General features: G+C 32.9%; 13 protein-coding genes. 6 read left to right on the top strand and 7 right to left on the bottom strand.

What is annotated here, in order from left to right:
- Window positions 1-18 precede the first annotated feature (18 nt).
- The 4 genes from STK_RS03535 to STK_RS03520 are packed head-to-tail and all read left to right on the top strand — an operon-like array spanning window position 19 to window position 5905.
- Entirely contained in the window at window positions 19-1287 is a 1269-nt protein-coding gene (locus tag STK_RS03535; protein ID WP_010978608.1) for a M20/M25/M40 family metallo-hydrolase, read from the top strand.
- Window positions 1288-2340: a radical SAM/SPASM domain-containing protein gene (locus STK_RS03530; RefSeq protein ID WP_010978607.1), complete on the top strand. Its 1053-nt coding sequence runs from the start codon at window positions 1288-1290 to the stop codon at window positions 2338-2340. It begins immediately after the preceding gene.
- 26 nt (window positions 2341-2366) lie between these two features.
- Window positions 2367-5204, top strand: a complete 2838-nt coding sequence (gene leuS / locus STK_RS03525; RefSeq protein ID WP_010978606.1) for a leucine--tRNA ligase — start codon at window positions 2367-2369, stop codon at window positions 5202-5204.
- 8 nt (window positions 5205-5212) lie between these two features.
- Complete coding sequence (locus STK_RS03520; protein WP_010978605.1) at window positions 5213-5905, top strand: hypothetical protein; 693 nt, start codon at window positions 5213-5215, stop codon at window positions 5903-5905.
- Here the strand turns inward: STK_RS03520 and STK_RS03515 are convergent.
- Window positions 5885-8230: a M1 family metallopeptidase gene (locus STK_RS03515; protein ID WP_010978604.1), complete on the bottom strand. Its 2346-nt coding sequence runs from the start codon at window positions 8228-8230 to the stop codon at window positions 5885-5887. The genes STK_RS03520 and STK_RS03515 overlap by 21 nt on opposite strands.
- 43 nt (window positions 8231-8273) lie before the next feature.
- On the opposite strand from STK_RS03515, the gene STK_RS03510 reads away from it, so the two are divergent.
- The gene (locus tag STK_RS03510; RefSeq protein WP_052846379.1) at window positions 8274-9116 is read left to right on the top strand and encodes a hypothetical protein; all 843 of its coding nucleotides are present in this window, start codon (window positions 8274-8276) and stop codon (window positions 9114-9116) included.
- 21 nt (window positions 9117-9137) lie between these two features.
- On the opposite strand, the gene STK_RS03505 is transcribed toward STK_RS03510, so the two are convergent.
- On the bottom strand, window positions 9138-9458 hold the full coding sequence (locus STK_RS03505; RefSeq protein ID WP_010978602.1) for a hypothetical protein: 321 nt from the start codon (window positions 9456-9458) through the stop codon (window positions 9138-9140).
- Between the two features lie 170 nt (window positions 9459-9628).
- On the opposite strand from STK_RS03505, the gene STK_RS03500 reads away from it, so the two are divergent.
- Window positions 9629-9997 carry a DUF2203 domain-containing protein gene (locus tag STK_RS03500; RefSeq protein WP_010978601.1) on the top strand — a complete coding sequence of 123 codons (369 nt, stop codon included), beginning with the start codon at window positions 9629-9631 and terminating at the stop codon, window positions 9995-9997.
- Here STK_RS03500 and STK_RS03495 read toward each other — a convergent pair.
- Genes STK_RS03495 through STK_RS03475 form a run of 5 tightly spaced genes read right to left on the bottom strand, consistent with a single transcriptional unit; the run spans window position 9990 to window position 15016 of the window.
- The gene (locus STK_RS03495) at window positions 9990-10865 is read right to left on the bottom strand and encodes an NAD(P)-dependent oxidoreductase (RefSeq protein ID WP_010978600.1); all 876 of its coding nucleotides are present in this window, start codon (window positions 10863-10865) and stop codon (window positions 9990-9992) included. The two genes, STK_RS03500 and STK_RS03495, sit on opposite strands and share 8 nt — an antisense overlap.
- A gap of 47 nt (window positions 10866-10912) precedes the next feature.
- Window positions 10913-12301: a SelD-related putative sulfur metabolism protein gene (locus tag STK_RS03490; RefSeq protein ID WP_052846378.1), complete on the bottom strand. Its 1389-nt coding sequence runs from the start codon at window positions 12299-12301 to the stop codon at window positions 10913-10915.
- Between the two features lie 49 nt (window positions 12302-12350).
- A complete protein-coding gene (locus STK_RS03485; RefSeq protein ID WP_010978598.1) occupies window positions 12351-13472 on the bottom strand; it encodes a DUF1641 domain-containing protein in 1122 nt (373 codons plus the stop codon).
- A 4-nt stretch (window positions 13473-13476) separates the two neighbouring features.
- The gene (locus tag STK_RS03480) at window positions 13477-13860 is read right to left on the bottom strand and encodes a DsrE family protein (RefSeq protein ID WP_010978597.1); all 384 of its coding nucleotides are present in this window, start codon (window positions 13858-13860) and stop codon (window positions 13477-13479) included.
- A 1-nt stretch (window position 13861) separates the two neighbouring features.
- Window positions 13862-15016 carry an NAD(P)/FAD-dependent oxidoreductase gene (locus STK_RS03475; RefSeq protein WP_010978596.1) on the bottom strand — a complete coding sequence of 385 codons (1155 nt, stop codon included), beginning with the start codon at window positions 15014-15016 and terminating at the stop codon, window positions 13862-13864.
- Window positions 15017-15020: the final 4 nt, after the last annotated feature.

Genomic DNA, 15020 nt, shown 5'->3' with positions numbered 1-15020 from the left:
GATTTCATTAAAAACCTTATGGACTATTTACAAGACCTCTTTGAATTCCTCAAAATAGACACTACATCAGCTAAAGGAAAAGGTGAAGAAGGTGCTAAATTCATTGTTGATTATATGAAAAATCATGGGATTGAAGCTGAATTAATAAGACATAAGGCAAGGAATCCTTACATTTATGGAGAAATCAATGTTGGTGCAAAAAAGACGTTACTAATCTACAACCATTACGATGTACAACCAGTTGAGCCATTAGATAAATGGAATACGGACCCATTTACACCAACAATAAAGGAAGGGAAAATTTTCGCTAGAGGTGTAGGCGATGATAAAGGTACATTAATGGCTAGGTTACAGGCCATTATAGAGTTGATGAAAGAGGGAAAATTACATGTAAATATAAAGTTTCTATATGAGGGTGAAGAAGAAATAGGAAGTCCTAACATGGAAGAATTCCTTAAAGATTACTCTGAAAAATTAAAAGCAGATTATGTTCTTTGGGAAGGATCCGGTAAAGCTCCTAATAATGCTCCACAGATAGTCTTAGGAGTAAAGGGATTACTTTATGTAGAATTAAGAAAAAGAACAAGTAAAGATCTTCATTCTATGTATGCTCCTATTGCCCAAAATCCGGCTTGGGATTTAGTTTACTTATTAAGATCTTTAAGAACTGAAGATGGCAAAGTATTAGTTCCGCACTTCTATGATAAAGTCAAATGGTTAAGTGAAGAAGAGAAAAAATATTTAAATATCGACAAGAAATACCTAGAAGACGCAATAGGACAAAATATAAAGGACATGGATGCTATGATAAAATTAGTATCTAATCCAACGTGTAATATAGACGGAATTTATGCCGGTTATACTGGAGAAGGCTCTAAAACTGTTATCTCATCATATTCTTTCGTAAAAATTGACTTTAGACTTGTGCCTGACCAAGACCCAGATGAAATACTGAGATACTTAGAAGAATATATATCGCCATATAACGTAGAACTCATAGTACATGGGAAAGTAAGACCATACAGAACTTCAATTAACAGTGAAATAGCGAGAGCATTAATTGTGTCAGCAAAGAATGTCTATGGCCAAGATCCGATTGTTTTGCCAAATAGTCCAGGTACCGGACCAATGGAAATGATAGCTAGGTATTTGAAATTAAACCAAATAGCAGATGGTATAGGAGTTGATTATTATGGTTCTAATATTCACTCATTTAATGAGAATATATACGTTGACGATTATTATAAAGCTATGTCGTGGATGAAAGAATTTCTCAGAGTGATCTAGATGTTGTGGTTAGTACTAACAACTGGAAAGTGTAATTTAACATGTGATTATTGCGGAGGTTCTTTCCCCAGCCATATAGTTCCCTGGGGTGTAAAGTATGATATTCAGAAACTCAAAAATGCAATTGAAAAAGACCAAAATGCTACTGTAATTTTCTACGGTGGAGAACCATTAATGAATCCTAAATTTATAATGCAAGTGATGGATAATATAAAGGCTAAGAGGTGGGGCATACAAACTAATGGTGTTGCTGTAAAACTATTACCAGAAAGATACTGGAAAAAGATGAATGTAGCACTTCTCTCAATCGATGGTAGAGAAGAAATAACTGACAAACACAGAGGTAAGGGAGTTTACAAGGTTGTTGTAAAGCATGCTAAGTACTTAAAAGAATTAGGAGTTGAAACTATAGCAAGAATGGCTGTAACTGAAGACTCAGATATTTATGAAGAGGTTATGCATTTAATTTCTCTTGGAGTATTTGATAAAATACATTGGCAATTAAATGTAATATGGAGTGAGAGATGGAATTTCGAAGAATGGGCTTATAAGTCCTATTTGCCTGGACTGAAAAAACTTATCGACTATTTTATTTCAGAATTGAGGAAAGGAAGGGTTGTTAAGATTGTACCAATATTAGGTGTTTTAAGCGCTCATTTTTTCAAGAAATATAGAGGAGTAGCTTGTGGTGCAGGGTATGATAGTATATCAATATCTACTGATGGTAGAGTACTTTCATGCCCTATAGCGGTTAGGGAAAAGTGGGCTGAATTAGGTACTTTAGATTCATTTAGGCTTCTTGATGAACCTTTACCCGAGGAATGTAGAAGCTGCGAATACAAAGATTATTGTGGAGGAAGATGCCTATACACTATTAAAGAGAAATATTGGGGAGAAGAGGGATTTAAGATTGTTGATGAAGTTACTAAGGAATATCTAAAGAGTGTTTTATCTTTAGTACCAGAAATTACAGAGCTTGTAAAACAAGGTGTTATTAAGTTGAGCGATTTATACTATGATCCCACAGAGGATTCTACCGAGGTTATACCTTAATATATCTGTTTTTATTAGAGTTATGTATGAGTCTCGCAAATTTCTTTAATGAGATTGCTTTTAAATGGCAAAAAGAATGGGAAAATAGCAAAGTATATGAGGCTAATCCCGAGACAGACAAACCTAAGAAATTCATTACAGTTGCCTTTCCTTATACAAACAGCCCCTTACATATTGGTCATGGAAGAACTTACATAACTGCAGATATTTATGCAAGGTACTTACGAATGAAAGGTTATAACGTCCTTTTCCCTTTTGCATTCCAATTTACTGGGACACCAATTCTTTCAATTTCTGAATCTGTTAAGAGAGGAGACGAAGAAATAATATCAACTTTTGTAAATATTTATCAAATACCTAAAGAGGAAATTGAAAAATTTTCAGACCCGACATATCTTGCAGAGTATTTCAAAAATAATATGAAGAATACTGCTAAAAAATTAGGATTGGGTATAGATTGGAGAAGAGAATTTACTACAGTTGACCCAATTTTTGAGAAATTTGTGCAGTGGCAGTATAGGAAATTAATGGAATTAGGATATATAAAGAGGGAAGATTCACCAGTAGCTTACTGTCCAAGGGATGAGTTCCCAGTTGGTATGCATGATACAAAAGGAGATGTAGAACCAGAAATAACAGACTTAGACGGAATTTACTTTCCTTCTGGGGATTACTTTTTTATAGCAGCTACTCCAAGACCAGAAACTATATTTGGTGCAGTGGCACTTCTTGTCAACCCTGAAGCAGATTACGTTATTGCCACAGATAGTCTTAATAGGAAAGTGATCATATCAAGACAAGCTTATGATAAGTTAAAATATCAGATAAGCTTCAGAGAGGAAGGAGAGAAGAAAGGAAAAGATCTTGTAGGAATGATAGCTAAAAACCCAGTAACAGAAAAGGAGATAAAAGTATTGCCTAGCAAGTTTGTAGACCCCAGCATAGGCACTGGAGTTGTTATGGCAGTACCTTCACATGAACCCTTACACTATATTGCTTTGACAGAACTTAAAGAGGAATTTGAGTTAATACCCGTTATTAAGACCGATGAATTAGGAGAATTACCTGGAGTAGAAGCAGTAGGATTAGCTCAGACAAGAAATCCAGCTGAGTTAAAAGATTATATTGACACGATCTATAGAATCGAGTATCATAAGGGGATAATGAGAGAAGATCTAGTTGATCTAGTCCCAAATTTTATGAAAGAGTTCGTAAAGGATAAAATTGCTGGAAAGCTCGTTAAAGACGCAAGAGAAAAGACTAGAGAATTACTGGATATGTTAAATTCAAGAATCACTATCTATGAAATTAGTAATGGACCAGTATATTGCAGATGTGGAGCAGAGATTGTGGTTAAAGTTATTAAAGGTCAGTGGTTTATAGATTACTCTAATCCGATTTGGAAGACTTCTGTTCTCAAATCCTTGGATAAAATCAATTTTATTCCTACTGATTCAAAGAAAGAAATGGAAAAGATAATCTTTAATCTTCAACCTAGAGCATTTACAAGATCTAGAGGTTTAGGAGTTAGATTACCTTGGGATGAAAAAGAAATAATTGATAGTCTTAGTGACTCAACAATTTACACCGCATTTTATACAATTGTTCATAAACTCAAATACCCTATCTCACTACTTAGTGACAAGTTCTGGGACTATATTCTACTTGATAGAGGCACAGCTGATGAGATATCTAAAGAATTAGGAATTCCTAAAGAACAGTTAGAAGAAATCAAGAGCGAATTTAAGTATTGGTATCCAGTAGATTCGAGGCATAGCGGAAGAGATTTAATACAAAATCATTTACCATACTATCTATTTCATCATTTTGCTATATTTGGCGAGAAATTTTTACCTAGACAAATTGTTACTAATGGATTCATTAGAGTTGGAGGAAAGAAAATGAGCAAAAGTTTCGGAAACATTTACCCATTAAATAGGGCTATTGACGAATATGGTGTAGAAACTGTTAGAATAGCACTTACTTCTACCTCTTCTATCTCGGATGATATTGAGTTTAACTCAAATATTGCAAAAAGTATTGCAGAACAGTTGAAAAAAATCCATGATCTTATTTCTAAACTGCTTGAAATTGAAGGAGTTAATGAAAGAAGAGACCCAGATGTATGGTTACTTTCAATATTTAGGAGATATATTGAAGATGTAGACAAAGCTTACGAGAACCTAGACTTAAGAACAGTATACATGACTGTCTATTACACAATATACGAAACAATTAAAGATTATATAGAACTTACAAACGCTAAGATAAACAAGGATATTATTAAAAAAGTAATTTCGATTTGGTTAAGATTAATGGCTCCTATAACTCCTCATCTTGCAGAGGAATTGTGGCATAAAATGAGTAACACTTTCGTAGTCAAAGAGAAATTTCCTAGCATAAATGAAGTAGAGTATAATGAGAAGTCATTACTGAAAGTTGAGTATTTAAGAAGTATAATTGAGGATGTAAATAGATTATCATCTGAATTAGGGAAAGAAGCAGAGAAAGTCGTAATTTATGTTAATGACGATAATAATTTAAGAGAATTGCTGAAAAAGGCAATAATTGCAATAAAAGATAGAAAATCATTGAGAGACTTTATGATAGAAAATAATGTCGACGATAAAACAGCAAGGAGAATATATGAGCTAGCTAATGTTCTTCCTAGTACTATAAGAGATCTAATAGTAACAACTGATATTGATGAAGAAGAGGTTATAGTACAAAATATTAATTTCTTAATGAATAAATTGGATTTGAGAGAAATGATAGTGTATTCTTCTACTGATGAAAAAGCACCAAATATTCTTGGTAAAAAGGATTTGGCATTACCATATAAACCGGGAATAGCAATATTATAGGTGATATTATGCAATTAATAGAATCTTTAGATTTGTTTAATAAGATTAAAGATATGTTAGCTTCCGCTGAGAGGGTCGTTACAGTTATGACTAAAGAATTAAGTGATGAGATAGCTGAAATACTTCTTCTAAAAGCTTCTAAAGGTATAAGGGTTAATGTCATCACAAGGGATACTAATTGGGCAGATTGGTTAGAAAGTAAGAAGTCTTCTTACGGCATGGATGAAATACAACATTATCAAAAAGAAATGAATTATAATCTCAAAAAAGAAAGAGAATTAAAAATTTTACAGACAATTTTACCAGTAACAATTATTGGTGTCTCTGTTATAACGGGTTTATTATTATTTTTCAAATTATTTTGGATTCCCATATTACCTGGTGTCATAATTAGCGGGATTCTTATTTATTATTTTAATAGGTTAGTTCATAAATTCGATAATCAAATTGCTGTTCTTAAAACTATGATTAGCCAAAGAGAAACAGAGATAGAAGGAATAAGGCAGGAAATCCTAAAGAATTTAGTTGTAAAAGTAAATAAAAAGGTTGGGTTTACTGTAGTAATCGTAGATGGAAAAGGTATAGTTACACCTTTGAGATTATGTAGTAAAGAAAACCTGCAGGAGCTTACTTTTTTCGAAGAACTAAATGAGGAAAAGATAAAAGAGATTTTTAAAAAGTTAGATAATTCTTCTCAGTGAATCTAAAATCTCTAAACCACTCTTTATCTCCACTTCCATTTCTGGGAATCTATTAGTAGTGAAGTACTCAACAACTTCAGCGTTATTAAGTCCTAAGAAGGGTATTACGCTCCTTAAGGTTCTACCTAATATTGCTGTACCGGCATATATACTTCTCAAGAACTCCATATGAGTCTTAAGCCACTTCCACAGTGCTAAACGAGAATATGGATTATAACTTGCATAAGGTAATATCCTAGCTACATCTTGTCTCTTAATTTCACCAGTTAATGCTAAACTCATCGTATTAACAACTAAATAGGGTTCTCTGAAACTTAAGAGACCATATAATAATCTAGTTTTCTCTTCATCAAACTTTTCACTTCTATACTTATTAAGAAGCTCATCATAAGCATCTTCACCATAAGTTACGGCATATGCAATTGCAACAGCTTCCTTTACATTAGGATCTAAGGTATCGTATTTCTCAAACGCTACAGCGAGTCCACTAGCAAACTTCTCATCAACAAATGCAAAAGTACTTAATAAATAACTGTAGGTCCTTCTTGATAATTCATCCTTTCTCTTCGAAAATCGCTTTACTTGATATGGTAATACCTCATATAATAATTTATACTTATCTCTATTAACTCTCCAGAGATAGTATAACTCACTAACAAGTTCATCCACTACTAAATAATTGTCGTCTTTCATAAATTGTTTTGCTATACTCTCATAAGTTGTGTAATTTACTCTACCAGCTAAGAAGAAGTTAAAGTAGTCGTTAAATAGTCCCCATTTATCTAAATGAGAAAGTTTTGAGTTGAAAACTAGGGATAAATCGTTATAATACACTCTATAGAATCCAGTTCTATCTATGTTTACTTTTATACTCTTTATATCACTTCCAATATCAATACTATCCTTCTCCTTTTCAAGTAAATACGTTATTTTTCTTCCATTTACCTCAAGTGTTAAAGGAACCTTATAGACTGCATTCTTTCCATTTCCTTTTAAATAAAACCTCTCTTGCTCTAAGTTTATCTTACTACCATTAACGGATACATAAACTACAGGATAACCATCCTTAGTTATCCAATCCTTTACTATTTCACTTACTGGTTTTCCAGAACCTTTCTCTAAACTATTCCAAAAATCACTTCCAGTAGCATTACTATATTTGTAAGTATTTAGATAAATTTGAATACCTTTTCTAAAATCTTCATCTCCTAAATAAGCTTCAATCATCCTTAAAATGCTAGCTCCCTTACCATAACTTATATCATCAAATAATTGTTCAATTTCTTCTGGAGAAGTCACATGAGCTTCTATTGGATGGGTTGTAGTTAAGGAATCTCTAAATAGAGCTCCAGAAGTTTCACTATTTATAAAAGTACCCCAGAAATCCCATTCCTTATATAATTCAGCAATAGCTTTATGACTCATAAAGGTCGCAAAACTCTCATTTAACCATAAGTCATCCCACCATTTCATTGTTACTAAATCTCCAAACCATTGGTGGGCTAATTCGTGAGCAACAACAGAAGCTACCCTCATTTTCTGCTGCACTGAAGAAGATTCATCTGCAAGCAGAGCGGTCTCTCTAAAGGTTATTGCTCCCCAATTCTCCATTGCTCCAAAAGCGAATTCTGGGATAGCTATTAGATGCTCTTTGGGTAACTGATATTTTATACCAAAGTAATCTTCATAATACTCAATTACTTTCTTTGCAACATCTAGAGCGAATTTACCTTTACTTATTCTTCCCGGAACTGTAGCAACTATAATATCAACTTCTCCAAGTTTATCCTTAATTTCTTCGAATTTACCAATACCCAAATATAGCAAATATGTTGACATTCTCGGAGTCTCTTGAAAAGTCACAATTTTTTTATCACCTTCCTCCCTTACATCCTCTATAGGCATATTAGATATTACATCTAAATCCTTGTCCACCTTAACACTTAATTTAAATCTAGCTTTGAATGCTGGATGGTCTATACAAGGTATAAATTCCCTAGCATGAACAGATTCAAATTGGGTTGTAATTATATAACTGTGATCATAAGGAGCTTTATAAATACCAACTAAGCCTCTTTCTTTTACTTTTCCTTCGAATTCTATTTCTAAAACTCCATCAAATTTTCCAGTTTGAATGAATATTTGACTGTCAGAAATTTTGAATGGAACACTCTTCCCCTCAGTCTTAACAGAAACTATATTTAGTCCCACGCTATCTAGAACTACTTCATTATCAGTGCTTAAATATATCTTCTCATATCCCTTATATATCAAATTCTTAAAATCAAAATCAAGGAAGATTTCGTATTTATCTATAGAGACCATATTCAATATGAAAAATATATACCTATAAATCTACCCTTTAGTGATGATAATAAAAATAAACGTCAATCAGAGTGAAAAAGTATTAGATATTACAAATGCAAAGAAAATTATAATATCAGAAAAGGGAGAAAATAAATATTATACAGTAAGATTACTATATTATTTAATGAAAAGTATCTATAATATACCTAGACTATATGGATATCTAAAAGGAGATCCCATAGAGAGCTGGAGGCAGAATTTTGAGAAATATTTTCTTCAGCTTTTAAAGTCTGATTTAGAAATTTCATCAACATTTTTTAAGGGTGATTTTGAGATAGATCAACCAAGTATTAACATTTCTGGTAAGATTGATAACCTCAATATTTCTGTAAAAGTTATTCTAAAAGAAAAACCTATAAACATATCTCAAGGTATACAAGGTAATTTTCAAGTTGACTCATTCTATTTTTCTAAATTAGAAAGAATAAAACCGTATATAATTCCTTCTTCTAGAGCTGGCTTGCTCTACGCCTTCTCTAAATTCCTTGTGTATCAATATGAGGGAGCACCAGGAATTCCGAAAGCCTTTGGAATTGCTGCAGAATTTATTAACTCAATGCTTTTGCCTCAAGGTTTTACCGACGAAATAAATAATCATAAAATATGGGTTAATCAAGAAAATAATTATGTATATGTTGACGATAACATACTCTATAACGCTACATCAGACGTGTTAAGCCTTTTATCACTAAAACTCTTTTTAACTAGAGGTACGGAAAAAGAATTGTTAATGATAGAAGATCCTGAAGCGCATTTAGATGAGGAAGAAAAAGAATTAGTGAAAAAATGGATAAATGAAACAAAAAGTAAAATAATTATAGTATCTAACGAGAAAAATTGGTGATGAGGTCAGAACCCACGGATCTTATGAAGACCTTTGACTTAACTGACCTTTAACCTTATCGTATAACTCTTTTGTCTCTTTATCTTCTATTCCAATTTTTTCAGCTACCCTTAATGTTTCCTTTATTATGGGTATATAATCTCCAGCTCTAAACTCGGACTGAAAAGAGGCAAAAGCTAAAGCATAAGCTAAAACATCTTTTCCACTCTTCTCTTGTGCAAAAGCTACTATAGCCTTTATAACGTTTTCCCATACCCTAGCGGCAATAGTTCCATCATTCTTATTAAGCATCTCTAAGCTTAAGGATAAAGCATTTTTTATGTATTGCTCTGATAGTCTCATTAATAAAATCCTAGTGCCATCAAGGTTAAATATTCATCTAAATCTATTTCTCTGTATATCATTTCTGATCAACATAGTACTTATCCCCGTATTATTTTAACCTTAGCCATATAATGTAATAGACATTTGTCTATTCTAAGTTTTTAACTTATGATGACATATTATATTACGTGACAGAATATCCATACTTTGATCTAAATACAGCTAGACAATTACTACCATGGCTTAGAAATAAACTTTCAGAAATGAAAAAAATTAAATATCTTACTGAAGAGGCATTAATGAAAGGAGATAAAGAAGCACTAATTCAGTATACTATTCAGATTGACAGAATTGTAAAAGAAATAACACAAAAAGGGATTATTATTAGAGATCCAGATATGGGATTAGTAGACTTCCCTGCAGTAATTAATAATAGGCCAGCGTACCTTTGCTGGAAAATTGATGAAAAAGACATTGAATTCTGGCATTACGCAGAAGAAGGATTTAGAGGTAGAAAGAAAATTAATGGAAAAGAAGATATCCTAGCCCTTACTTAACTTTAACTAAGTTAGCCTTCTTGTATACCTCAAGAACAGCTGCATAATCAGATTCTGAATATCCTAAAGCTTCAGCAAAACGATAAAGCTGAAGTGCTAAAGATGATAACGGATTAACAACGTGCAAATTCTGCGTTTCCTTGGTTATAATTTCTAAGTCTTTTCTCATATGTTTAGTTGCAAATTGAGTTGAATAATCTGAGTTCATCATCTTTGGAACTTTTAACTCTGAGGTTGGAGATTTAGCACTACCATATAATGCTAAAACTTTATGAACATCCTCTGGTTTCAATCCAGCAGAAATTCCAAAATTATAAGCCTCAGCTAAAGCTGCTACATATACACCAACCATAAGATTATTAACTAACTTTGCATAAAGACCCATCCCATTCTTACCCATGTAAATTATCGTGGAAGCTGTTTCCTTCAAAATTTCCGTAACAGTATTTACATGAGATTCTGGCCCGCCTAGTAATACAGTCAATTTCTTCTGTTCTGCAAATATTGAAGTACCAATTACTGGGGCATCATACATCATACCACCATTCTTCATTATTTCATTAGCAATACTAATTGAAGTTGAAGGAGATATTGTAGACATGTCAACAATTATTTTATCTTTAGCATAAGGGGATAAAGGCAATAGGAATGAAGAAACTGCACTATCGTCAGCTAACATTGTTATTAACAAATCTACAGATTTAATTAACTCTTTAGGGTCAGTTACGTATTTAACACCATATTCCTTACTAAACTGTTCCGCCCTACTAACAGTTCTGTTATATACTACATCTAGTTTACCAGCCTTTACTAAGTTTGCACCTATCCTATACCCCATAACACCTAAACCAGCTAAGCCAACACGCATAATAAGGAGGTAGTAAAAATAAAAAATAAAGTTTGTTATCAAACATTCTACTCTTTTATTTTAAATTGCTTCAATACATTGTCCCTTCTTATTAATTTCATTACGTCTTTAGGTGCATATACTGTACCATTACCTTTACCCTTAACATAACCTACAATTTCTGGCTTTTCACCAACCTTAATCAGATCCTCCATTATATCATCAGCAATTCTCTTATCTGCAAACATTACAATAGCACCATTAGTTCCTATAGTAGAATTCGGTATTATGAAATTCTCTGTTGCAAATTCACATATATCTCTATCGATAACCGGAATATCATTTAATTCAACATCAACCTTAGCCTTTTCAGCAAATTCCTTTATAACAAATATTCCGGGACCAGTAACATCAGTTGTCATAGCTATATGCGATTTCTCATCAAAAGACTTACCGAATTCTGGTAAATAAGAGTAAATAACCTTAGCGACGTGGATATTTGGCCTTCTCATTATTTCTAATGCTTCACTTTTAACTTTCTCTATTCTAGAGAAAGATATTCCTCTACTCTCCATCATTTCAATAAGTTCTGGTACAGCCAACGACCATAGGTGAACATTTATCGGTGTCAATTCACCGAAGAACCTAGTGGTTATAATTACCATGTTCTCATTAACTTTATCATAAAAAGTTGGAAGTTCATGATCACTCTTACCTACTACTGTAGCACCCATCATTAAAGTTCCAACAGATGGCTGAATATCATTTCTCAAGTTCATATTATATTTCTTAACGTAATTTTCATAGTTAGATAGTAACTTCTTTTTTAATTCACTGTTTGGTGCGTCTACGACAGGCACGACGGTTAACTCTTGAAAGACTCCTTTTGTAAATAAATCATTAAGAGAGTTAGATATAGCAACGTCAACTTGAACTTGAGAACCAGGATTATCTAGTGGGTCGACTATTTGTATAGTATCATTGTTTGCAACTGTATAAGATTTTTCTTCTCTTCCCTCTAATCTAAATAAATCTAAGACTGCAACCTCTCCATCTTTCTTTGTAGTGACAATTGAATGACCTTTTCCTATAGTTAATTTCCTACTAGTTTTAATCGAAGTATAAACCCTAACTAGAAACTCTGAAAATGCGTCTGGGTTACCAGCAGTCTCCTGATTAACTTGAATAAGAGTTATAGCTCTGTCTGCATCAAATTCTCCACCATTAATTAGCCTTTTCATTTCCATTTTCTCTCTACTGACAAAGATATCAGCATCTTCTCTAGGTAATATAGTAATATTTCTTTCCTCAAGAATTTTCTTTATTTTCTCTAATGCTGGGTATACAGTATCTATCAAATCAACTTTGACAGCACAACCAGTTGCAAGAGACAAAGGATTTAAACCCATACTTTTGTAAACTTCTAAATTCTCTTTAAATTTCGTAAATATATCCATATTTGAATGCACCAAAAAAAGATATAAAAAAGATCACTTTAAAACTTTTCTACGATAAATTTATTTTGTAGTTTTTCCCCAAAATTTTTAAAATTGTTAAGAAAATACCAAAGCCACGTTGAATATCTTCATCCCTAAATGCTGCAACTAATCCCCCTAAAGTAATCTTTGGGGGATTTGATAGAAGTTTCTGAGCTTCTGGAGACGTTAGCGAAGACACCATGTTATAAAATACTGGATTCATCGCATGATTGAGAAATTCTATACCTCTAGGTAAGAAATCTAGCGTAAGTGATAATGTTGTTGTTATATTTGCTACAGCTTCATCATTTAACATATCTTTCAAAGTCTTTAGAAAATATGTTGCATCAAATACTGCATCTAAAGCACCACTAGACTTTAATTCTTTCATTTTATCTAAAATTTCACTAGCCACATCCATATTTTTAATTACTTTCATAACATGATCATAGTTTTCATACACAGCGGAAGATAATTCAAGTAAGCCGGATATTGAAGTAGCTAGGTTACTTATCGCCTCATCATTCAACATATCACGCAAAGTCTTTAACATATAAGCTGAATCAGTTAACGCATTCAGTGCCCCTGAATCGTTTAATTCTTTAACCTTTAGTATAAGATCATTCACGACTCCTATATGTCTTATAGTTTCGCTAATTTTATCATAATTTTGTAAGAATACTGATGAAAACTCTAAAATGCCAGAAAGAGAATCAGATAAATTACTTATTGCCTCATCATTCAACATATCACGCAAAGTCTTTAGTCCATATAATGCGTCAATTGCAGCATTTAATGCACCGGTCTCTTTAAGTTGATGAAGAGTATGAAGTAACTCGTCCATTAAGTCTAGATGCTTCACAAATTCAGCAAATTTATTGCCATTTTCTGATATAATTTCAGATAATTCCATTAGTCCTCCTAACATATCTGCTACATTTTCAATAGCATCATCAGTTAGCATATCCCTTACAACTTTAGCTGAATATGAAAGATTAACTAATGCATCTAATGCACCAGACTCTTTAAGTTGTGATACAGTTTTTAGTGTCTCATTTAATGTCGGAAGTTGATCTAGGATTTCCGTTAATTCTTCTATCTTTTTATTATCAAGCTTCTCTACTAGTTTCTCTAAATTAAGCTCTTGCATTTAATCACCAAATTGAAAGCAATTGACCTCCTTCTAAATCCATTTGAAAACTTGTAATTCCTACAATATCATCAACTACATCATCATAATTACCTTTCTCTAAACCGAAAAGTTTAGATGCATAAGAGCATGCATAGATTTTAAGTTTCCCAGTTTTCTTAGCTTTTCTATAGTAAGACAGAACATCCTCTTTGCTCTCTTTTACTTTTTTTGAGGCCTCATCAGTAACTTTAAAATCTGGGTTTTCCTTAAGGAAAGCTTTAACACCATCCATGGTAGCAAAAACTATTACTTCGTCTCCCATTGATGTTGATATTACAGCCCACATTCCAGCATATAGGACTTTTGAAAGTTCATTAGTACCTAAAACAATCCCTACTTTGGCCATTTCACACCACAGCTTTAGCCGTTACAGTCCAGTATAATTTATTATACCCTATTTTACCCCACCAATGTACATATGAAGGTGGTGGTGGATTCTCGTTCATTGTATAACTAAATCTAATGTATGTTGCTGTATCTGTACCAGTAGCTATATAACATAATACATCTCCTCCATAGTGCTTTACACCCATGTTTCCTTTAATATCATTAGCTATGTTATGAGCAACAATATAAGATTCAAAATCAGCTGTAGATCCCGCCTTTGACACTGGTAAATCTGTTGCATCACCCATTACATATACATTGCTTTGATCTTTCATTCTTAGCGTGAATTTATCAGTTGGTACCCATCTTCTTCTGTCACCAATTCCGGAGTCTTCAATAACTTTAGCACCCATGTTTGGAGGTACACCTAATAATAGGTCGAACTTAATTTTACCACCTTCTTGTGATTCAATAATTTTCTCATTAGGATCTACTTTAGTAACATTAAATGGCGAATGAACTTCTATGCCCCTTTCCTCAAATAATTTTAACATAAACTTGTTTGTTATAGGTCTACCAAATACTCCTTGAGTCGGATAAGTGTATATTATTTTTGTCTTATCCCTAATTCCCCTCTTTCTTAAATAATCATCAAGTATTAACGTCATTTCTAATGGTGCAACTGGACATCTATGAGGCAACTTAGCTACATTAACTACAACAGTACCTCCTTGGAATTTTTCTAATGCTTCTCTCATCTTTAATGCTCCGTCAAACTCATATGGAGATAATGCTGCAGATCTATAACCAGGGACCTCATCCCAAGTGTATTCGACACCAGTAGTTATAACTAAATAATCATACGAATGAGACAAACCGTCAGCTGTTATAACTGAGTGATTTGCAACATCTATTTTTGTTATAGTACCCTTCTGTCCATGAAGGAATTTAATCCTAGGATCTAACAATTCGCTTTCTTTTCTTTTCAGTTCTATTGGGTTCTCTAAACCATAAGCAACTAACAACTGACCGGGTAAGTAAACATGTTCATCGGTGTTATTGAGAACTACTATTTCTACTTCGCCTTTATCTAACTCTTCATCTAGCTTTTTAGCTAATCTATTTGCAACAATTGTACCAGCTATATTTCCTCCAGCAATTATAACTCTCTTCATTTCC

This window comes from Sulfurisphaera tokodaii str. 7, from assembly GCF_000011205.1.
In the GTDB taxonomy this organism is placed as follows: Archaea; Thermoproteota; Thermoprotei_A; order Sulfolobales; family Sulfolobaceae; genus Sulfurisphaera; species Sulfurisphaera tokodaii.
The sequence above is the reverse complement of the archived record's forward strand: the minus strand, read 5'-3'. Positions and strand labels throughout refer to the sequence as shown.